The organism is Ruminococcus sp. N15.MGS-57 (assembly GCF_000980385.1).
GTDB lineage: Bacteria > Bacillota > Clostridia > Oscillospirales > Ruminococcaceae > Hominimerdicola > Hominimerdicola aceti.
The window spans coordinates 58,908-80,387 of record NZ_LARF01000003.1 but is presented as its reverse complement, the minus strand read 5'-3'; the positions used below and the strand labels follow the sequence as shown (position 1 = coordinate 80,387).

Genomic DNA, 21,480 nt, shown 5'->3' with positions numbered 1-21,480 from the left:
AAAGGCTCTTATGAGCGAAATGACAGCGGCTCTTGAGCTTTCCGAGGAAAAGACAAAGGCGGCGTAAAGTCGGCTGTTTTTCACAAGGTCAGAGGGAATATTAGCGTCTGTTAGACCTCTTCCCGTGCGTGCATAGCTTCTGATGCTTTCGACCATAAAACAACTGCGAAGCTCTGTTTTATATTTGTTCACGGCGGCTGTAATGTTATTATTATAACCGCCTGCGTAACTCCTCAGCTCATAGTCCGTTATGTATTCGTCACACTGTTCAAGGGTCTTATCTGCGGAATTTTCTATAAGTTCATTGTATATCTCCGCCGTTTCTTTGTTCATATATACAAGGTTATTAGAAGCGTTAAAGCTACGATACACAGCAAATTTAATGGAAGCTGAAAAAATTATCACTATGACAAAAAGCAGCCAGAATTTCTTTATGAGCCGTGAAGTCTGATAACTATACATACTTTTCATTATCCCACCTGCCTTTCAGCAAGGAGATATGTCCCTGCGACAAAAAATGCGGTCATGATGAATATGATAGCAAAATAAACAACGTATTCTCGTGCAGGTATTCCCCAGAAATTCATATAACCTGTGTCATTGAGCATATTGGTGTAATTGCCTGTTAAAATGTCAACGGCAGGATTGGAAAGACTTGTGGTTTTCAGATATAATGGTACAAATATTGGCACAAGACAGACAGCTCCTGCAAGTATGGTCTTTCTGCAAAACATTGAAAGAAACATAACAATACTTGCGGTGAAAAGCGCATAAACAAGTTTTGCGGCAAATACTGCAACTAGATATCCGCCAAAGCTCATATTCGCCGAACTTAGTTCAAAACCGCTCAGATATTGCAATGGCATATCAAGTTTAAAGCCGTTTGTATCGTAAATAAAAAGAGTTATAATATCCACAGTGTAAATTATCAAAACAAGAATTATTACAGCAACAAAGCCGGTACAAAGCTTGAAAAGTGAGAATTTCCTCACGCCCGTTTTGGTTATTCCAAAGCTTTTTATCCTGCCGCTTTGTATCTCTGATGAAAAAATGCTGAAAAGAAGCAAATAAACGCCGAATGGTATCAAAATTTCCGATGACATATAGTTTTCAAAGCCGTCAGCGGCTCTGGTGTCAATGATATCGTCCGACTTTTTTAGGTCTGTTATCACGGCGTTGTAATCGCTGATGAGCTTGTCGGAAAGCTTCAAAGAATACTCATCCGTAACGCCACGTCTTGCATTTCGGCTGTAACCTCGCACACGCTCGGAAATGAGCTTCAAAGCATTTTGCTGGGAATATAGCTCTCCCTCAATAAGAGAAAACATACTGTCAAGTCCTGCGCCTGCTTGTGAATTTTTCTGAGAGAAATCTATTATCTTTTCCTCAAGTTCCACAGGCAATTCAGCCTGCTTTACACCGCCTGTGTTGTGGTTATTCTGATAGTCGTTTATCTCGTTGTTAAGAGCGTTTTGCTCATCAGCAAGCTTTTGAGCGTCTTGGCTTACAGTTTCCGAGCCGCCTTTAAGATAGGTCATGTATTTTTCGCCATAAGCATAAGAAGGTCTGAGTACAGATATCAAAAAGGCGCAGGAAAGCAAAGCCAGCAATAAGCTTATCAAAGCTGACTTCGCCATATCTTTTCTTATCATAAATCTGAGAAGTTTCAAATCGTCACACCTCAAATATCAAGCTCTTACATTTCTGACTGTATCTCTGCATATGTATCATAATCCCATTCGCCGTTTGAAATAAACTTGTGCAGTTTAAAATCTTTATCCACAAGATAAGCGGCTGTATCAGCGTCGGGATCATAGGTCGAAAGCAGGAAATAATCCTCACAGTTATTGAATATCGTCATATAGTCGATATACTCATAGCCGTAAAAATACTTTTCATTGAGCTTAGCATCATCAATTATCTTCTGCGGTTTATTATCGTTATCAAGATAATAAAGCACATACTGATACATTTTGCCATTATCATTTGGCTCACGAACAAGCACTATCATAGTGTTATTGAAATACTGAAAATATCTTACAAAAGATTTGTCTTTAAAAGTGCAAACTGTGTCACTTTTTTCATTATCCTCATTATACCTATACAGCTTGTTTTTGCCATTAGAGTAATACACATCTCCGTCGGCCGGATAATACATATACGGCGTATTTTCGCTTATCTGAGAGCCAACATCAATGCCTGTATCCTTGACGTTCTGAGGGTCTGAAAGTGGAGCTATAAATAGGCGGACTGTATCCGTCTTTGGGCAAAGCCTTGTAAAATAAAGCTTGCCGTCGCTTATGTAATAGGTATTGGCTTTTGTTATCTCGCTTTTGTCAGAGTTTTTGAGAGCGTATTTATATAGCGAATAGCCTGTGCTGAATCCGTTCTCGTCGGTCTCGTTCTTTTTGTATTTGCCCTCAACAAAATAGATATCTCCGTCTTTGTCCATAGACATACAGCCTAATATGCTGTCCTTTGGTGCAGAATACACTTCCGTGACTTCGCCGCTGTTGTAATCCACTGTGACAATACTGTAATCTTCTTTTTGCGTAGCAGAATTATACACTGACCTTACAGCGTATATAACGCCGTCATATATGGTATAGCAGGACAAGTTTGAATACTCTTGAAGCTTGACCTTTATCATTGCAAGGCTGTCGGATTCGATATCATATTCTGCAATGCCGTCATAGGTTTTGTAATACACAAAATTGTTTGCAAATGCAGTAGAAGAAGCTTCAGGACACAAAAGGTTTGTGGGAGAAGCAGAAAGTTCTTGTTGACCCTTTTCAGAAGAAACCGCCTTATCGGATTTTGTGCCAAGAGAAATGAAAAGTGTAACTGCAACTGCGGCAATTGTAACTGCGGCTGTTGCGATAATAATTTTAGTTTTCATAATTCACACTCAAGTTCTATTATTGACTATCAACGGAAAGCGTTGTGCTGTAATTGCCATGTACCTTATCATTATAAATATGTACAGTTTTTACTAACTTTGAAGATGTACAACCTTTTAACCCAAACGAATGCTCAATTTTACCTGTGTCAGAATGAGATGATCCACAACCAGTACCACCAACAGAGGCACTTGCATAAACATAACCGCTGTATTTACAATTTGGATTGTAAACATTGTTATTGTTACTTGATGTCCTAGTCCAAGCTTGACCAGCTACAGTTGAATTTGTTCTTATTCCTGTTACAAAACATGAAATATAAGCATTTGAGCCAGAACCACCAACTGCTCTGCCGTATTTTATGGCTTCATACGCACTAGCCCCAATAGCCATAGAGCTCATCATCATAACAGCAGCACCCATAGCTGCGATCCTTTTTACGATCTTTTTCATATTAAACGTCCTTTCTTATTATAACATCCAAATATTTGAATGTCAATGTTTTGTTTTTTGATTTTGGATTATATAAATTTTATTACTGCATTGGAATCACCTGTCCTTTCTGTGCACAGCCTATTATTTTAGCAGGACGCTGTGCTACTATAAATCGTAATGGTCTCATAATCAGAACCGTTATAAACCTTTGCGATTGTTTTAAGGCGGTATGTACCGCTGCTTAAAGACTCTTTGGAATTTGAAGAAATCGCATACCAACTGTTGAATGTTTTTGCTCAACTACTGTATTTATTCCATGAAGATCCATTTTTTCTTCTGAAGTGTTTGAGTTATAACGATTTTAGTAGTTGTACCTGAAATACCACGTACAGTGGATTTACAAGTTGCAGCCTTGTTGGAGATTGACAATGTACCTGATATTTTATCTGTGTATAAATAACAAACAGAAATGTCATCGTCAGAAGGCGTTTGCAGTTCGGGTTCGGCAAAAGCTGTAAGTGATAGGCATAGCATAATAACAACCGATATAATTGTAGATATCACTTTTTTCATATATGTAAGTTCCTCCTTTCACAAAAAATAGGTGCAAGAGATTTATTTTCTCCTACACCTACTATGACAATGAAAATTGTTTGTTTGTGATATGTTTTTATTAATTTACTTTATTTTTGTGGATTCACACAATTCCAACACAGACCGTTTGTCTAAGTTGCTGCATATTTCAAAAATATATTTACCATTGTCCCATATAAATGTATGATCATGATCTGTATTATGAACTAGATATTCTTGTCCGTTTTCATCTGTATATGATTCAAATGTTGACTGTTCATTATCATAATTACTAAGATATGCATCTTTTGTGTATTGTTCAAAAAAGATATAATCATCATCCTTGAAGTATGTTATTATAATTGAATTTTCCATTTTATCATAGTCGACTTGTTTAAATCCATTTGGAAGTGAAGATATATGATATTCCTCGTCAATCGAATGCGGATATGAATTCTCAATTTCACTGTCTGCTATAATCTCCGTATGGTCTGAAAAAATATTCATAAAGAAATCACAAACTGCCTCTCTCACAGCTTTTACGCTAAGCGAAGAAAATGATAGGATCAACAATGCTGCAACACAACAAGCAACACGTCTGCCGGTCGTGCATATCAGAGTAAAATAGGGCTTTTCTCTGTGTTTTATAAGTTTGTTTATTTTTTTATTGTACTTTTCCGAAAATTCATATCGTTTGTCTACTTCAAGAGTTTCAACATAATCATCCAATCTGGCATCTACGACTTCATCGAGAGCTTTTGAAAAATATGAAAAATTATTCATGTTATAAATCACCCTTTTCAAGTAATATCTTCAATCTGTTTTTGGCATACTGCAGACGTTTTCTTGCTGTGGCAGATGTAATGCCAAGCGTTTTTGAGATTTCAGAATATTCAAGTCCACACGAAAACTTTAAATAAAGAATCTCTTGATCGTCAACTTTCAGTTTCTTTATGCAACCTTTCAAAAATTCAAATTCGTAACATGACATATTTTCATTTACAAAATAAGAATCATCATCGTAGGAAACCGTCATTAAATTTTCTTTTTCCTTTTTAGATATATTCTTTGCCATGTTCCTACTAGTTATGACAATGTAATAATCCAATTTGTGATATTCTAAATGTTTAATTTTTTGAAAACATTTAGCCAACGATAAAAAAGTGTCAGAAGTTGATTCCTCAGCAAGTTGTTCATTTTTTAATATATTCAAGGATATTGCATGAACTTTATTTTTGTATTTATTATACAGCTTTTCAAAAGCCTTTTTATCTTTTTCATCATCGATCAATGCCATACACACGCCAAGCATTTCATCACATCCTATATACTTTATAATGTATCAAGTATAACATTATTTATGTATAAATTCAAGGGGGATGTTTTGTAGAAGTAAAATCTTGTTGATTGTGAAATGTTTGTTAACATCAACACGGAAGTTGAAATAGCCCATAAATTGCTTGACTTTTAAAAGGGGATATTGTATAATATAATAGTGTATTTATAGCATAGTATATTTTTTAACTTTTTCCTGCCATAAATTCTGGCAGGAGAATAAATAAAGGTGGATTGAAACATGGGATTATTTGATAAAATATTCGGCAACTATTCTAAAAAAGAGCTTGCCAAGATCGAGCCTATAAAGAATAAGGTACTCGAGCTTGAAAGTAAGTATGCCGATATGTCTGACGAGGAGCTGGGCGGACAGACTGCCATTCTGAGGGGCAAGCTGGACGAGCTTTCAACTCTTGATGACGTTCTTCCTGACGCTCTTGCGGTTTGCCGTGAAGCTGCGTTCAGAGTGCTTGGCAAAAAGCCTTACCCTGTTCAGATAATCGGTGCTATCGTTCTTCATCAGGGACGTATCGCCGAAATGAAAACAGGTGAAGGTAAAACTCTCGTTGCTTGTCTGGCGGCTTATGCTAACTCCCTCACAGGAAATGGCGTTCACGTTGTAACAGTAAACGACTATCTTGCTAAGTTCCAGTCTGAGGAAATGGGCAAGGTGTTCCACTTCCTGAACACTTCTATCGGCGTTGTGCTTACGGGCATGAACAAGGAGCAGAAGAGGGAAGCTTATAACGCTGATATTACATATGGTACAAATAACGAGTTCGGATTTGATTACCTCCGTGACAACATGGTTATCTATAAGAAAGATAAGGTTCAGAGAGAGCACGCTTTCGCTATCGTGGACGAGGTGGACTCTATCCTCATAGACGAAGCAAGAACTCCGCTTATCATTTCAGGTCAGGGCGACAAGTCAACAAAGCTTTATTCACTTGCTGACAGATTTGCAAAGACACTGAAGCCTGTTACAGTTGTTGAAATGGACGATAAGGCAGATAACGACCTTCTGGACGGCGACTATATCATCGACGAAAAGGCTAAGACCGCAACTCTTACAAAGAGCGGTGTTAAGAAAGCAGAAAAGGCGTTCAACGTTATAAACCTTATGGATGCTGACAATATGACCCTTGCTCACCACATCAATCAGGCTATCAAGGCAAACGGCGTTATGAAAAAGGATATCGACTACGTTGTTAAGGACGGAGAAGTTCTTATCGTAGACGAGTTCACAGGCCGTATCATGCAGGGTAGACGTTTCAATGACGGTCTGCATCAGGCTATCGAAGCAAAAGAGGGCGTTGAGATAGCAAGAGAGTCAAAGACTATCGCTACTATAACATATCAGAACTACTTCCGTCTTTATGGCAAGCTGTCAGGTATGACAGGTACTGCTCTTACTGAGGAGGACGAGTTCAGAGAGATCTATAAGCTCGATGTTATCGAGATACCGACAAATAAGCCTGTTATCAGAATTGACCACCCAGACGTTGTTTTCAAAACAGAAAAGGGCAAGTTCAATGCTGTTATCGAGCAGGTGATAGAGTGCCATAAAAAGGGACAGCCGGTACTCGTTGGTACTGTTTCCGTTGAGAAGTCAGAGTATCTTTCAAGACTGCTGAAAAATAAGGGCATCAAGCATGAAGTGCTTAACGCTAAGCACCATGACCGTGAGGCTATGATAGTTGCACAGGCAGGTAAATACGGTGCTGTTACTATCGCTACCAACATGGCAGGACGTGGTACTGATATCATGCTTGGCGGTAATGCTGAGTATAAGTCCCTTGCAGACCTTCAGAAAATGGGCTATTCTGAGGAAGTGGCTGTCGAGGCAGCAGGTTTCTCAAATACTCAGGACGAGGAAGTTCTGGCTGCAAGAGCAGAATATAAGAAGCTCTATGCAAAGTATTCAGAAGAGGTAAAGGAGCTTGCAGAAAAGGTTAGAGAAGCAGGCGGACTTTATATCATCGGTACAGAAAGACACGAGTCAAGACGTATCGACAATCAGCTCAGAGGACGTTCAGGCCGTCAGGGCGACCCGGGCGAAAGCACATTCTTCCTCTCACTTGAAGACGACCTTATGAGAATTTTCGGCGGCGAGAGAATAACAGCTATGATGGATACTCTCAAAGTTGACGAGAATACTCCAATACAGTCAAAAATGCTCACAGGTGTTATCGAGTCCTCACAGAAGAAGATAGAGGGCAGAAACTTCAACATCAGAAAGAACGTCCTCAACTACGACGACGTTATGAACACACAGCGTGAGATAATCTATAAGCAAAGACAGCAGGTGCTTGACGGAGAGGATCTCCATGAAAATATCCTCGGCATGATAAAGGAGTTTGTTGAGGATTCTGTAAATATGTATATCACTGACGAGGACGTTCAGGATAACTGGAACCTGCAGGGCCTTAAGGACAGACTTATGGGCATAATCACAGTTGAGGACGACTTCAACTATACCCCACAGGAGCTTGACGAGATAACAAAGAAGGATATCGTTGACCTCCTTGAAGACAGAGCTTTGAAGATATACGCAAAGCGTGAGGAAGACTTGGGTCAGGAACTTCTTCATGAGATAGAGAGAGTCGTTTTGCTTAAAGTTGTCGATACAAAGTGGATGGCACATATCGACGATATGGACGAGCTGAAAAAGGGTATCGGTCTGCGTTCATACGGTCAGAAGAACCCAGTAGTCGAGTATCGTATGGAAGGTATGGATATGTTCGACGATATGGTAGCTTCTATCCGTGAGGACACTGTAAGAATGTTGTTCACCATTCAGGTAAGGAAGAACAGCGCCGCTCCAAAGAGAGAGGACGTTCTCAAGCCGGGCGAGCATCATAACATGACTGTAAGAAAGGCTAAAAAGCCGGGCAGGAACGATCTGTGCCCATGCGGAAGCGGCAAGAAGTATAAGAACTGCTGCGGTGCTGGAAACGGTGTACAGGCTGACGAAGCCGAGCAGGCAGAGAATAGCTCTGACAGCTCTGAGAAATAAAAACAATATGCAGGACGGTGAAAACAGCCGTCCTGTTTTGGATATAAGAATAATAGGAGTGTAGTGAAATGTCAACAGCATTTAAAAGCGCAGATATACTTCTGCCTAAGAACGCCGATATGTCAAAGTGGGCAGTGGTTGCCTGCGACCAGTATACCTCTGAGCCTGAGTATTGGGCTGACGTGGAAAAGATAACAGAGGGTGCAAAAAGCGCACTTAACCTTATCCTGCCTGAGGTCTATCTGGAGGACGATAACGTTGATGAAAGAATAGCCGACATACATAAGAATATGGACAGCTATATCAGCGAGGGCGTTTTTGAAGAGTATAAGGACGCTATGATATACGTTGAAAGAACACAGTCTGACGGAAAGGTCAGAGCAGGCATCGTTGGCGCTATCGACCTTGAAGAGTATGACTACCGCAAAGGCTCGAAGTCTGCCGTAAGAGCAACAGAAGCCACAGTTGTGGAGAGAATACCGCCTAGAATAAAGGTAAGACGTGGCGCACCTGTTGAGCTGCCGCATATCATGATACTCGTTGACGATACAGAAAAAAACGTTGTTGAGCCGCTTGAAGCCCACAAGGGAGAAATGAAAAAGCTCTATGACTTTGACCTTATGAAAAAGGGTGGTCATATCGCAGGCTATCTTATTGAAAAGCCTATGCAGGAAAAGATAATAGCCGCACTTGAAAAGCTTGGTGATATCGACGCTTTCAATACAAAGTATGGTCTTAAGGAAACTTCACCGCTCGTTTACGCTATGGGCGACGGCAACCATTCTCTTGCTACTGCAAAGGAGTTTTACGAGGAGCAGAAGAGAGAGAACCCTGATAAGGACATGAGCAATGCTCTTTGCAGATATGCCCTTGTGGAGATAGTGAATCTCCATTCGCCTGCACTTGAATTTGAAGCTATCCATAGGATAGTTACAGACGTTGATACAAAGGCTCTTATGAGCGAAATGACAGCGGCTCTTGAGCTTTCCGAGGAAAAGACAGAGCAGGCAATAGTTGTCTGCGACAATGGCGAGGAAAAGACTCTCTATATACATAAGCCGACTTCAAAGCTCACTGTCGGCTCATTGCAGAATTTCCTTGACATCTATATCAAGGAAAAAGGCGGCAAGGTGGACTATATCCACGGTGCAGAGGTCATAAGAGAGCTTTCCGCAAAGGAAAATTCCATAGGCTTTATGCTCCCTGACATGGGCAAGGAAGAGCTTTTCCCTACAGTTATCGTTGACGGCGCACTGCCAAGAAAAACGTTCTCCATGGGTCATGCCGAGGATAAGAGATTTTATGTTGAGGCAAGGAAAATATTGAAATAGAAAAAAATAAAGAAATGTTGAAATAGAAAAATCGTAGACAATATATTTTAAAAGGAGTTTTTACGATGATAATTGAAGAAGTCAAAAAGGAACTTACAGGACATATCATTCCCTTCTGGAACAAGCTGAGAGATGATGAGAACGGTGGATTTTACGGTTTTATGAGCTATGACCTCAAGCTGGATAAGCAGGCTGATAAGGGCGTTATCCTCCACGCAAGAATACTTTGGTTCTATTCAAAAGCGTATATCACTCTGGGCGATAAGACACTTCTTGACAACGCACGCCACGCTTACGAGTTTATCAAAAATCACTGTATCGACTATGAGTACGGCGGAGTTTATTGGATGATGAACTATAAGGGCGAGCCTGCCGACACTATGAAGCATACATACAACATCGCATTTGCTATCTATGCACTGTCATGCTACTATAACGCAAGCGGAGATAAAGAGGCTCTTGAGCTTGCCTATAAGCTTTTCCACGACATCGAGAACAACACTCTTGACGAGTACGGCTACAGAGAAGCTTTCGACAGACAGTGGAACTTGGTATCAAATGACGCTCTTTCTGAGAATGGCTTGCATGCTGATAAGACAATGAACGCTATCCTCCACCTTATCGAGGCTTATACCGAGCTTTATAAGGCAGACCACAACGAGGAAGTTGCTAAAAGGCTTAAATTCCAGCTTGGTCAGATGAGAGATATTGTTTATACTCCTGAAACAAACGCTCTGAAAGTTTTCTTTGACACAAAGTTTGACCTTGTGGGAGATATCCATTCATTTGGTCACGATATCGAAGCAACATGGCTTATGGACCTTGCCTGCGATACTTTGGGTGACGAGGAGCTTAAAAAGCAGTTTGCTGAAATGGATCTTAAGATCTCTCATAATATTCAGAACATCGCCCTTGATAACGGCGCACTGAACAACGAGCGTGAGAACGATAAGATAGACAAGAAGCGTGTATGGTGGGTAGAGGCAGAGTCTGTTGTTGGCTTTATCAACGCTTATCAGCACAGCGGAGAAAAGAAGTTCCTTGAAAGTGCAAGAAGCGTTTGGGAGTACATCAAGGCTGAGATAATCGACAAGAGAGAAGGCTCAGAGTGGTATGCCGAGGTTTCCTATGACCATAAGCCACATGATTGGAAAGAGATAGTAGGTCCATGGAAATGCCCTTATCATAACGGCAGAATGTGCATGGAGGTCATCAACAGAGGCGTGGACTTCTGATGTTCAGGTATGAAACACACCTGCATACCGCCGAGGGAAGCGCCTGTGCCTCTGCAAGCGGAGCAGAGCAGGCAAGGCGTTATAAAGCCCTAGGCTATGACGGGATCATCGTCACCGATCACTTTTTCAACGGCAACTGTGCTGTCACCAACTTTGACAGTTGGGAGGACAGAGTGAACAAGTTCTGCAAGGGTTATGAGAATGCCAAAGAAGAGGGTGACAAGATAGGTCTGAAAGCTTTTTTCGGTCTGGAGTATTCCTACTTCGGTGCAGACCTTTTGACCTATGGTATCGACAAGGACTTTCTTCTTGCCAATGATAACATCAGTGATATAAGCTTTTATCAGTTTGCCGACAGAGTGCATAAAGCAGGGGGAGTGTTAGTCCATGCCCACCCTTTTCGTGAGGCGGATTGGTATATCCATGAAATAAAGCTCCTGCCAAAGTGGATAGACGGCGTTGAGGTCTATAACAGCGGCAACGGCAAAGAGGTCTATAATCAGCGTGCAAAGTGGTATGCCGAGCAGTTCGGCTTTGCACAGACGGGCGGTACGGACAATCACCACCTGTGGGTGGAGGACAGCCGTATCAGCGGTGTTGCAACTGACGAGCCGATCAATTCCATAGAAGATTACATAGAATTTCTCCGTGACGGAAAGCTTACCCCGATAATTCCGGAAAAGCCGGCTGAAACATAAAACATAAATAAAAACTTCAATGACATTTTTTTGCCATTGAAGTTTTTTTTACTATGAAATTTTGCTTTCATTTACCGAAACATCGTCGGAATAAGATTCCGATTCAGCGGCAGAATCGTCGGGAACACGAATGTAAGTATCTACGGCGACGAATGTGTTTTCATCAACATAATTAAATGCTAAAGCGAAAGCATTTTCATGTTTTCCATAGTCAAATTCAATTAGTATCTGATCTCTTGCTTCGTGATAGGTTTTAATAGTATATGTTCTGGTTTCAGACCACATTTTTATCGTATCCTGCTTTGCGGTCTCGTCATAAAACGTAAACAGCTTATTGCAAAGATATTCCGAATCTCCGCTGTATTTCAGAGTGTTGTTTTCTCCTATTATAAAATAATCTTTGCTTGTATCTCCGTTTGGATAATATTTTCCCATATTCAGCGTTGGTTCCTGATAGGTATCGTCATGGGGACAGCTGTAGTTAAAGGTATTTATTCCGCTTTCATCATCTTCAGGTTCATCAGAAGAAACTATGTTCTTTATGCCAAAATACCAAAAACAAAATATAAATGCAACGGCAACAATTACCCATATTATTATACCAACGTGTTTAGCTTTCATAGTTGTACCCCCATATAATTTTCAAATTAAATATCCTATGTTTAAATTATACAGTTTATGATTATAATTGTCAATGGGCAAAATAAATAACAAAAAACAAATTTTGTATATATAGTCACATTTCAACAGAACTTTGTGCGTTTATCTAATTTTATTATTCCTATTGACAAATCCACATTAATGAGCTAAAATATAAATGTTATTATTTTATATGGTGAGAAAGGAAAACCAAAATATGAAAATCAAAAGACTACTTGCGGCAGTGCTTTCCCTTGCAATGGGCGTATCAATGATGACAGCCTGTGGCAGTTCGGACAGCTCCTCAAAGGCTGAAAACGATTCTTCAGCTACAGAAAATACTCAGAAGCATACCGATGACCCTATGACAGTGACCACTGCAAAAGACCTTGTGGCTCAGATGAAAGTGGGCTGGAATCTTGGCAATACCATGGACGCCACAGGCGGCTCGGGTCTTGACGCTGAAACCTCATGGGGAAATGTGGAAACCACAAAATTGATGATAGACCAAGTCAAGGACGCAGGCTTCAACGTGTTCAGACTTCCTGTTTCATGGGGTACTCACATGGACGAGAACTATACAGTTGACGAAGCATGGATGAACAGAGTTCAGGAAATTGTCGATTACGGTATCGACAACGGAATGTTCGTTATCCTCAACACCCACCACGAGGAGTGGTATATGCCTAAGAAAGACCGTGCCGATAAAGATGTCGAGCAGCTCAAAGCCCTCTGGAAGCAGATATGCGACAGATTTCAGGGCTATGACGAGCACCTCATTTTCGAGGGCGTGAACGAGCCTAGACTTAGAGGCGAGGGCAACGAGTGGATAGGCGACGCTGAGTCAAGAGAGGTTGTAAATCAGTACGCAAAGGCGTTTGTTGAAACTGTCCGTGCTTCTGGCGGAAACAACCCTAACAGATGTATAATGGTAACACCATATGCCGCATCATCAACAAAGCAGAATATGGAGGCTTTGGAAGTTCCGCAGGGCGACGATAAGATAATAGTTTCTATCCACGCTTATCTACCATATTCATTTGCACTTGATACCGCAGGCACAGACCAGTATACAAGTATCGACTCTTCTATCACAACACTCTTTACCGATATCAATGAAGTGTTCCTCAGCAAGGGAATACCTGTAATAATCGGTGAGTTCGGCTCTGTAAATAAGGTTAATACAGAAGCGAGAGTTCAGTGTGTAAAGGATTATCTCAGCACCGCAAAGCAGTACGGCGTACCATGCTGTTGGTGGGATAACGGCACAAGAATAGGAAACGGTGAGAACTTCGGACTTCTCAACAGATCCGAGGGTGGCTGGTATTTCCCTGAAATAATCGACGCTATCATGGAAACAGTAAATAGCTAAAAAATCAAGGACGGAAGCGATTCCGTCCTTTTTTTGTGTGCGCAAATTATGTGCAATTTTTGTGGGGCGAATTGATATCTTGCGAGCGGTGGGCAATCTTGCGGTAAACGGGCGAACGCTGTTCGCCCCTACAAAAATTTATATTATTATCGTTTTTTATCAATACATTTATGTAGGGGAGCGGCGCAATTTTTTTGTGTAGGGGACGGCGCCCTCGACGTCCCGCCACTCTCGTTCGTTTCAATCACAAACTGTTTTGTTCATTAAACGCCACAAAAAAAGGACGACCCCAAGTCGTCCTTTTTCATATCTATTCCCCTGAAAGGGTCTTTTTCATTGCAATGTGCGGACAGTATTCGTCCTTGTAAACATCACCATATGCCGTGTAGCCAAGCTTTTCATAGAAAGGCTGTACTCTCGTTTGCGCCGATAAGCCGACTTCCTTGTAGCCCACTTTTTCAGCCTGCTTTTCAAGGGCTTCCACTATCATTCTGCCAAGATCTCTGCCACGATATGCCTTTCTCACGCAGATGCGTCCAATGTGCGCCTCACCGTTTTCGTCAAACAGCCTGCCTGTTGCAATGGGATATCCTCCTGTGTAGATAACAGCATGATAAGCCTCATGGTCGATATCGTCAAATTCGTTCACAAAGCCCTGCTCCTCAACGAATACCTGCTGTCTTATGAGCCTGGCGTCTGCGTTGTTTGCAAGCCCTTTTGCGATCTTTATGGTGTAATTATCCATTATATCAGCCCCCAAGACGTATCATTTCGTCGATACATTTTCTTGCAGAGGTTATCTCCTCGTCTGTCATTTTTATCTCAAAACCGCCGCCGTTGCCAATGCCCTCGCAGGTCTTGTAAACGTCCATAAGAGTGGTGAGCTTCATGTTAGGACAAAGTATCTTCTTTGAGAGTATGTAAAACTCCTTCTCAGGGAATCTGTACTGCAAATGCTCAGCAATAGATATCTCAGTGCCTATGATGAACTCCTTTGCGTCAGACTCAGCCGCAAAATTCATTATGCCGGAAGTCGAACCAACATAATCAGCCATTTCGCTTACAGCAGGGATACACTCAGGGTGACAAAGCACCAGTGCATCAGGGTGAGCCGTCTTAGCCGCTATCATGTCAGCCTTTGTTACCGACGCATGAACAGGACATCCGCCCTGCAAAAGCATTATATCCTTTTCAGGACAGGCTTTTTTTACGAATGCACCAAGATTGCAGTCAGGAATGAACAGTATCTTGTCAGCGTCCATGTTCTTTACTATCTTCACCGCAGACGAGGAAGTAACGCAAACGTCGCAAACCCTCTTGAGTGCGGCTGTGGTGTTTATGTAGCATACTACCTTTCTGTCAGGCTCCTGTGCCTTTATCATTTCTATCATCTCAGGTTCCATTTGCTCTGCCATTGGACAGCCTGCCGATGGATTTGCAAGATATACGTTCTTGTCAGGGTTGAGCATTTTTGCCGCCTCAGCCATAAAATGCACTCCGCACATAAGTATATTCTTGTTTGAGACCTTCTGCGCCTCAACGCTTAGCTTGTATGAATCACCCGTAATATCTGCTATCTCCACTATCTCCTTAGCCTGATAGCTGTGCGCAAGTATACAAATATCGTTTTCTTTCTTTAACTGAAGAATTTTTTCCTGTACGTCCTTAATCATATCCAGATCATGCCTTTCGACCTTTGAAAAGCATATCCTCCTTTCGGTGTTTCGGCATTTGCCGAAAGATTTATACCATATTATTATAGTATGATATAGACATTTTGTCAAGGGCATTTGTACCATACCGCCCATACCACTTGACAAATTCATCAACAGGGTGTATAATCAACAGTGTTGACAATCAACTGCCTTGACATTTGGAGGAATAACAATGAACGATAAAACAGCCCAGCGTTTTGGAGAAGTTTTCAGACGATTTTTTGAAACAGGATATATGGACGACCTTGCAGAGCTTTTTCAGGGCGAAAGCAAAGTGATAGTCTATCTTAGCACAGCCGAGGGCATAGTCTACCCCTCAGACATAAGCCGTGACCTTATGATATCACGTCAGCGAGCAACGTCAGTGCTCAGTGCAATGGAGAAAAAAGGCTTTGTTAGCCTTGTGCGTGACCCTGAGGATAAACGCCGTGTGCAGGTGAAACTCCTCCCAAAAGGTGAAAAATCCATTGAAGAAAAGCAGCAGCGTCTTGAAAAATATTTCAGCGTGTTCGTTGACGCACTGGGTGAGAAAAATCTCAAAAACCTCCTTGACAGCTCCGAAAAAGCTGTCGAGGCACTTGAACATACAATGAAGGGCAACTCTCAGAAAGTCTGAGGTGCGGAAAGGAAACTGCCATGAACATTTATAACGAATTTAGAAAAACGGCAATAAACCGCTATAGCAAGACCGCTCTCGTGATGATGAACGACGAGGGTGAAACAAAGGAATATACATTCGGACAGACTTTGCAGCAGGCAGATATTTTTTGCAGCCGCCTGAAAGCCATTGGCGTTGTGGCAGGGGATAGGGTCTGTATCGCCTCTGAGGGCAGACCTGAGTGGAATATCGCATTCCTCGCCTGTGCAAAGCTTAACGCAACAGCCGTCCTTTTGGATTATTCGCTTCCTGCGGCAGAGCTTGTCGCACTGGTGAAAAAGTCACAGCCTGTGTGCGTTGTCGCTTCTCAAAAGGCGGCAAAGAAGCTTACAAGCGTGAAAAATATGCCTGTTCTCGATATCCAAGACCAGCTTGACAGACTTGATGGTTCAGGGGAAAATATACTCCGCCAAGGTGAAGTAGGCGACCCTGATATCGCAGTGATAATCTTCTCAAGCGGTACGACAAGGACAGCCTCAGGCATCATGCACACCCATGATTCTCAGATAAATTCCTGCAAAATGGTCTGCCAGTGCAACGGCATAACCGATAACGAACGCTATCTCGGAATCCTGCCAAACAGCCATATCTACGGACTTTTTGCACAGGTCTTAGCCCCTCTCCTCACAGGTGGAACAGTGTGCTTTATTGAGTCTCTCTCCGCAAAGGGTCTTTCCACAGGCTTCCAAAACTTCAAGCCGACGGTTTTCCCGGGCGTGCCAAAGGTCTATGAGCTTTTGAAAACCCAGATAATGCAGCAGATCAACGCAAGCAAAGTATCTTCAGCGCTTTTCAAGAAAATGTTTCCTGTTGCACTTCATCAGCGTAAGATCTACGGCATAAACAGCGGCAAAAAGATCTTCGCAAAGATACACAAAGCCTTGGGCGGTGAGCTTAGATTTCTCTGCTCCGCAGGCTCGCCAATGTCAAAGGATACATTTGATTTCTTCTACGGCACAGGCTTTAATATTGTGAACAACTACGGTGCGACCGAAACGAGCATACCAACTATCGGCACATATGGCAAGCACGTTTATGCTGACACCTGCGGCAAGCCATATCCTGATATAAAAGTTAAAATCGACCGCAGCGGTGAGCTTCTCATAAAGTCACCTTATATGATGATAGGCTACTATGGCGACAAAAAGTCCACAGATGAAGCTTTCAATCCTGACGGCTGGTTCAAGTCAGGCGACCTTGCAAAATTCGATAAGCATAAAAATATCGTCATTCTCGGCAGATGTAAAGAAAATATCGTCCTATCAACAGGCAAAAAAGCCGCTCCTGACGATATCGAACAGGTCTATAGGGGCATCGAGAGCGTTGATGAACTTATAGTCTGCGGAGTGCCTGCGAAAGAGGGAAGCTATGACGAGGTGCACGCCTTTGTGGTCTGTGCTGAGGATAAGCGTGAGCAGACGGAAGAAAAGCTAAAAGAGATAAGCTCCTCCGCAGGTCAGGCAATGAAACTCAGCGGCATACATTTTGTGGATTCTATACCAAGAACAGCTATCGGCAAGCCAAAGCGTTATCTGCTGAAGAAAATGGTCATGGAGGATAACCTTGACAGCCTTACAAAGCAGGCGAAAAATAGTATCGACCCGTCGGATATCCCGTCAATGGTGAGAAACGCCGTGGCAAAAATAGCACACGTTCAGCCGAATGAAGTCAAGCTCAGTACAAAATTTTTGCAGGAGTTCACCATAGACTCCCTCTCAGCTATCGAGCTTGCTTTGGAGATAGAGGAGTTCAGTGGTGTGCGTGTTGACGGCTGTATGGATAAGGATATGACAGTGGGCAAGCTTATCGCCCTCGTTCAAAACCCAAACCGCATAAAGCCGCAAACAGTGAGATCAATGCTCTATCCTCTGGACAAGAAAAAGATAGACTATCGTATTTACCGCTTTTACAGAAATCTTGTGACAGCGTTCTATGAAGTCAAGGTCACCAACGAGGAAAATCTACCTGATAAGGACGGTTATATAATCTGTGCAAATCACGTTTCAAATTTTGATTTTATCTTCCTCACCCTGAATTTCAGATACGAGCGTTTTGCAAAATTCTGCTGTATGGCGAAAAAAGAGCTTTTCAACGGCAGTTTAGCCAGCCGACTTATAGTAAGAATAGGCGGTATGGTGCCTGTTGACAGGGGCGGAAGAGTAGACGAAACAATGGCGTCTCTGCGTAAAAAGCTTGGTCAGAAATGGGGCGTGCTAGTTCACCCGGAGGGTACAAGAAGCAAAACTGGTGAAATGGGCAAGTTCAAAAGCGGTGCAGCCGTCCTTGCTATCGAAGCCAATGTACCTATAGTACCAGCCTACATCAAAGGCGGACACGAGATATTCCCACCAGACAGAAAGCTCCCAAGGCTTTTCAACTGGAAGCGCCTTAGCAAATATAAAGTAAAAGTCGTTTATGGTGAGCCTATTTATCCTAATGGCGAAACCCCCGAAGAGCTTATGGCGAAAGTCCGTGAAGCGGTTTTGGCTTTAAAGAACGAAGAGAACTGATTTAAAGTGAGGAGTGAGGAATGACAAATGAGGAATTAGGAATGAGGAATTAGCATAGCTGTGGTTTGAGATACTCCAAGAGGTAAGTTAATAAGACCATTAGTGAGTTAATTGTGCGAACGCAGTTCGCAATGAAAAAATCATCGCCGCAGGCGATACCTTCATTCCTCACTCCTCATTCCTCACTCTTTCCGTTTGACAAGTCGCAAAATATGTAGTATAATGTATTAATACGCTGATACGGTGACGTGTTATCGTAATATTTTGTTAAGGAATGAATATTTATGACTTTTGAGGAAGTAAAAAAGGTCACGGAGATCCTGCTGGAGTTCCTGCCTAATACACTGAAGCTTTTTGCATGGACCATCGTGCTTTCAATACCTGTGGGAGTGCTTGTGACAATGCTGAAAAAATGCCGCTTCAAGCCTATCTCGTGGCTGACAAATCTCTATATACTTGTCATGCGTGGCACACCGCTCATGCTTCAGATAATCGCTATCTACTATGCAGTACCGCTTATTATCGCAAGTGCTGCAAAGCAGGGCAAAACAGGCGGTGTATATGACGTGCTTACCAATATAAAAAACAACGAGAACTATATGTTTATCGCCCTTGTTACGGCATTTGTCCTTAACTATGCGGCGTATTTCGCAGAGATATTCAGAGGCGGTATCGAGGCTATCCCAAAGGGACAGTACGAAGCGGCTTCAATGCTCGGCATGACGAAAATGCAGACATTTTTTAGAATAATCCTGCCCCAGGTCACAAAGCGTGTTATCCCTGCCACATCGAATGAGGTCATCGTCCTTGTAAAGGATACCTCTCTCGCAAACGTTATCGCATTCGCTGAGATAACAATGAAGGCAAAACAGCAAATGAACCTGTACAGCTCAATAACACCGCTTTTTATCGCAGGCGCATTCTATTTCGTACTCAACGCTATCGTGACGGTGGCATTTGCCGTTATCGAAAATAAATTCGATTATTATAAATAAGGAGAACTCATATGGCTATTCTTGAAGTGAAAAATATTTCTAAAAGCTTTGACAGCCTTAGGGTGCTTAAAGATATTTCTTTTAACGTTGAGGTGGGCGAGGTAGTCGCAATAATAGGTCCGTCAGGAAGCGGTAAATCAACGCTTCTGCGCTGTATAAACCAGCTTGAAAAGGCAGACGGCGGAGAGATAAACGTTGACGGCGTGAATATGTTCCATACAGAAAATGGCAAGGCGGTGTATGCACCCTCTAAGACCCTCAGGGATATTCGCCTGAAAATAGGTCTTGTGTTCCAGAATTTCAACCTTTTTCCGCACTTTTCTGTAAATCAGAATATAATGGAAGCCCCTCTCCATGTCCTTAAACAGCCAAAAGCGGAAGCCAAAGCCAACTGCGAAGAGCTTCTGAAAAAAATGGGACTCGAAACTAAAGGCAAGTCTTATCCCTGCGAGCTTTCAGGCGGTCAGCAGCAGCGAGTATCTATCGCAAGAGCATTGGCTTTGAAACCGCAGATACTTTTCTTTGACGAGCCGACCTCCGCACTTGACCCTGAGCTTACAGGGGAGATATTAAAGGTAATAAAAGAGCTTGCCAAAGAGAAAATGACCATGGTCATCGTTACCCATGAAATGGCATTCGCCCGTGATGTGGCAAATCATGTTATCTTTATGGACGACGGCTATATCGTGGAGGAGGGTACTCCGGAGGAAGTTTTCGGTCAGACCCAGAACGAAAGAACAAAGCAGTTCTTGCAGAGATTCAATGACAGATAGGACGGGAAATTGTTGTAAAATATAAGAGATGATAACGTTTTCTGTGATTAATGCACAAAAGAAGTATGACAATATTGTTAGAAATTTCAACACTTTTTGGAATAAAAAAAGTGAAAACCCCTTGATTTTAGGAAGAAAGTCTGCTATAATAAGACTAGAATTGAATGACAATTCATAAAACTATATTCATATGGAGGAGATTAACGATGAAAATTTCTAAGATTCTCGCTGGTATGTCAGCAGCAGCTATCGTAGCTTCTATGGCAATGATCCCAGCATCTGCAGCAGGCACAAAGCTCAACGTAAGCGATGACCTTCTTGCAATCGGCAGACAGCCTCAGGATGACCTTTTTTCTGTATTCTTCAGAGGCGATGAGTCTGAGGGCAACGTAGTTAAGGACGGTATCTCTGATATCACAGCTGTTTACGGTGCATCTTTCACTATCAAGGTTGACAACAACGACTGGAACACGATCGGCGGCGGCGGATCCATCAACTTCAACGACACAAAGAACGGCTGGAACGCTAAGGATTGGGCTGGCGGCTCTTGGGTTGAAGATGATAAGCCAAAGGACACACTCTGCTACACAACAGACGAGGAAGGCACATACGTTCTTGAATACAAGAGCGAGACACCTCTCTTTGACGCAGTTGACGATGAGGAAAAGGGTTATGCAGCAGTTGGTATCAACAACTGGGCAGCAGACCTTAAGGGCATCGACGTTGTAGGTGTGAAGGTTCTCGGTGCTGACGGTAACGCTATCTACGAGGCTGGTTCTAACAAGGACAAGAAGGAAGTTCAGAAGAAGCCAGTAGCTGAGGAGTCAAGCTCTAAGACTGATTCAACAGCTTCAGGCACAGAGTCTAAGAAGGACGATTCTAAGAAGGACGACAAGTCTTCTGCAGCAGCTACATCTTCAAAGTCTGGCACAACAACAACAGCTACTTCTTCAGCAGCAGCTTCTGACAACGTAGCAGCTACAGGCGCAACAGCTGGTCTTGCACTCGCTGGCGTAGCACTTGCTGGTGCAGCTATCGTTATTTCTAAGAGAAAGTAATCTCTCACAGATAACACACTTGAATAAGTGAATTTATACAGAGCTTTCTGTCATTCGGGAAGCTCTGTTTTTTTGTTCGTTTGTGTAACCTGCACTAATTTGTAAACGATTTCTGTGCAAAACATATGAAATCATGTGCTTAAATTGTGCAAATAGTATATTGAAAATATGTGACAGTTGTGTTATAATACAAAAGTAAATATAGGTCAGGCTATGTGTATAGCATGACAATTAAAC

The 21,480-nt window shown here is 42.2% G+C and carries 20 protein-coding genes; 10 read left to right on the top strand and 10 right to left on the bottom strand.

Features of this window, described 5'->3' with window-relative positions:
- From WS40_RS01190 to WS40_RS01160, 7 genes are all read right to left on the bottom strand, one after another.
- Positions 1-471 (bottom strand): hypothetical protein (locus WS40_RS01190; protein ID WP_046439493.1); only part of this gene is annotated, 471 nt, incomplete at its 3' end.
- Positions 471-1,652, bottom strand: a complete 1,182-nt coding sequence (locus WS40_RS01185) for a hypothetical protein (protein ID WP_325208350.1) — start codon at positions 1,650-1,652, stop codon at positions 471-473. The genes WS40_RS01190 and WS40_RS01185, both read right to left, overlap by 1 nt.
- A gap of 44 nt (positions 1,653-1,696) precedes the next feature.
- Complete coding sequence (locus tag WS40_RS01180; RefSeq protein WP_046439489.1) at positions 1,697-2,899, bottom strand: hypothetical protein; 1,203 nt, start codon at positions 2,897-2,899, stop codon at positions 1,697-1,699.
- Positions 2,900-2,918: 19 nt separating this feature from the next.
- The gene (locus WS40_RS01175) at positions 2,919-3,353 is read right to left on the bottom strand and encodes a hypothetical protein (protein ID WP_022287689.1); all 435 of its coding nucleotides are present in this window, start codon (positions 3,351-3,353) and stop codon (positions 2,919-2,921) included.
- Between the two features lie 291 nt (positions 3,354-3,644).
- Complete coding sequence (locus WS40_RS01170; protein ID WP_046439488.1) at positions 3,645-3,908, bottom strand: hypothetical protein; 264 nt, start codon at positions 3,906-3,908, stop codon at positions 3,645-3,647.
- A gap of 105 nt (positions 3,909-4,013) precedes the next feature.
- Positions 4,014-4,691, bottom strand: a complete 678-nt coding sequence (locus WS40_RS01165) for a DUF4367 domain-containing protein (RefSeq protein ID WP_046439486.1) — start codon at positions 4,689-4,691, stop codon at positions 4,014-4,016.
- Position 4,692: 1 nt separating this feature from the next.
- A complete protein-coding gene (locus WS40_RS01160; RefSeq protein WP_117865872.1) occupies positions 4,693-5,205 on the bottom strand; it encodes an RNA polymerase sigma factor in 513 nt (170 codons plus the stop codon).
- Positions 5,206-5,484: 279 nt separating this feature from the next.
- On the opposite strand from WS40_RS01160, the gene secA reads away from it, so the two are divergent.
- The 4 genes from secA to WS40_RS01140 all read left to right on the top strand — a co-directional run bounded on the left by secA (position 5,485) and on the right by WS40_RS01140 (position 11,523).
- Positions 5,485-8,259: a preprotein translocase subunit SecA gene (secA, locus tag WS40_RS01155; RefSeq protein WP_046439484.1), complete on the top strand. Its 2,775-nt coding sequence runs from the start codon at positions 5,485-5,487 to the stop codon at positions 8,257-8,259.
- A gap of 68 nt (positions 8,260-8,327) precedes the next feature.
- Positions 8,328-9,590 (top strand): DUF1015 domain-containing protein, encoded by a 1,263-nt coding sequence (locus tag WS40_RS01150; RefSeq protein WP_046439482.1) that lies wholly within the window; start codon positions 8,328-8,330, stop codon positions 9,588-9,590.
- A 65-nt stretch (positions 9,591-9,655) separates the two neighbouring features.
- Entirely contained in the window at positions 9,656-10,825 is a 1,170-nt protein-coding gene (locus WS40_RS01145; RefSeq protein ID WP_041337365.1) for an AGE family epimerase/isomerase, read from the top strand.
- A complete protein-coding gene (locus tag WS40_RS01140) occupies positions 10,825-11,523 on the top strand; it encodes a histidinol-phosphatase (protein ID WP_046439479.1) in 699 nt (232 codons plus the stop codon). Before WS40_RS01145 ends, WS40_RS01140 begins: the two co-directional genes overlap by 1 nt.
- Positions 11,524-11,574: 51 nt before the next feature.
- Here the strand turns inward: WS40_RS01140 and WS40_RS01135 are convergent, their stop codons facing one another.
- Positions 11,575-12,144, bottom strand: a complete 570-nt coding sequence (locus WS40_RS01135; protein ID WP_046439477.1) for a hypothetical protein — start codon at positions 12,142-12,144, stop codon at positions 11,575-11,577.
- A 235-nt stretch (positions 12,145-12,379) separates the two neighbouring features.
- Here WS40_RS01135 and WS40_RS01130 point away from each other — a divergent pair, with 235 nt between their 5' ends.
- The gene (locus WS40_RS01130) at positions 12,380-13,534 is read left to right on the top strand and encodes a glycoside hydrolase family 5 protein (RefSeq protein WP_046439475.1); all 1,155 of its coding nucleotides are present in this window, start codon (positions 12,380-12,382) and stop codon (positions 13,532-13,534) included.
- A 310-nt stretch (positions 13,535-13,844) separates the two neighbouring features.
- Here WS40_RS01130 and WS40_RS01125 read toward each other — a convergent pair whose 3' ends face one another.
- Positions 13,845-14,279 (bottom strand): GNAT family N-acetyltransferase, encoded by a 435-nt coding sequence (locus WS40_RS01125; protein ID WP_046439474.1) that lies wholly within the window; start codon positions 14,277-14,279, stop codon positions 13,845-13,847.
- 4 nt (positions 14,280-14,283) lie between these two features.
- Positions 14,284-15,207 carry a quinolinate synthase NadA gene (gene nadA, locus WS40_RS01120; RefSeq protein WP_046439472.1) on the bottom strand — a complete coding sequence of 308 codons (924 nt, stop codon included), beginning with the start codon at positions 15,205-15,207 and terminating at the stop codon, positions 14,284-14,286.
- Positions 15,208-15,421: 214 nt separating this feature from the next.
- On the opposite strand from nadA, the gene WS40_RS01115 reads away from it, so the two are divergent.
- The 5 genes from WS40_RS01115 to WS40_RS01095 all read left to right on the top strand — a co-directional run bounded on the left by WS40_RS01115 (position 15,422) and on the right by WS40_RS01095 (position 21,243).
- Positions 15,422-15,865 carry a MarR family winged helix-turn-helix transcriptional regulator gene (locus WS40_RS01115; protein ID WP_325208349.1) on the top strand — a complete coding sequence of 148 codons (444 nt, stop codon included), beginning with the start codon at positions 15,422-15,424 and terminating at the stop codon, positions 15,863-15,865.
- 20 nt (positions 15,866-15,885) lie between these two features.
- Complete coding sequence (locus WS40_RS01110) at positions 15,886-18,417, top strand: AMP-binding protein (protein ID WP_046439468.1); 2,532 nt, start codon at positions 15,886-15,888, stop codon at positions 18,415-18,417.
- Between the two features lie 284 nt (positions 18,418-18,701).
- Positions 18,702-19,412: an amino acid ABC transporter permease gene (locus WS40_RS01105; protein WP_046439466.1), complete on the top strand. Its 711-nt coding sequence runs from the start codon at positions 18,702-18,704 to the stop codon at positions 19,410-19,412.
- A gap of 11 nt (positions 19,413-19,423) precedes the next feature.
- Positions 19,424-20,185 carry an amino acid ABC transporter ATP-binding protein gene (locus WS40_RS01100; protein ID WP_046439464.1) on the top strand — a complete coding sequence of 254 codons (762 nt, stop codon included), beginning with the start codon at positions 19,424-19,426 and terminating at the stop codon, positions 20,183-20,185.
- 206 nt (positions 20,186-20,391) lie between these two features.
- Positions 20,392-21,243 (top strand): NPXTG-anchored protein, encoded by an 852-nt coding sequence (locus WS40_RS01095; RefSeq protein ID WP_046439462.1) that lies wholly within the window; start codon positions 20,392-20,394, stop codon positions 21,241-21,243.
- Positions 21,244-21,480 lie beyond the last annotated feature (237 nt).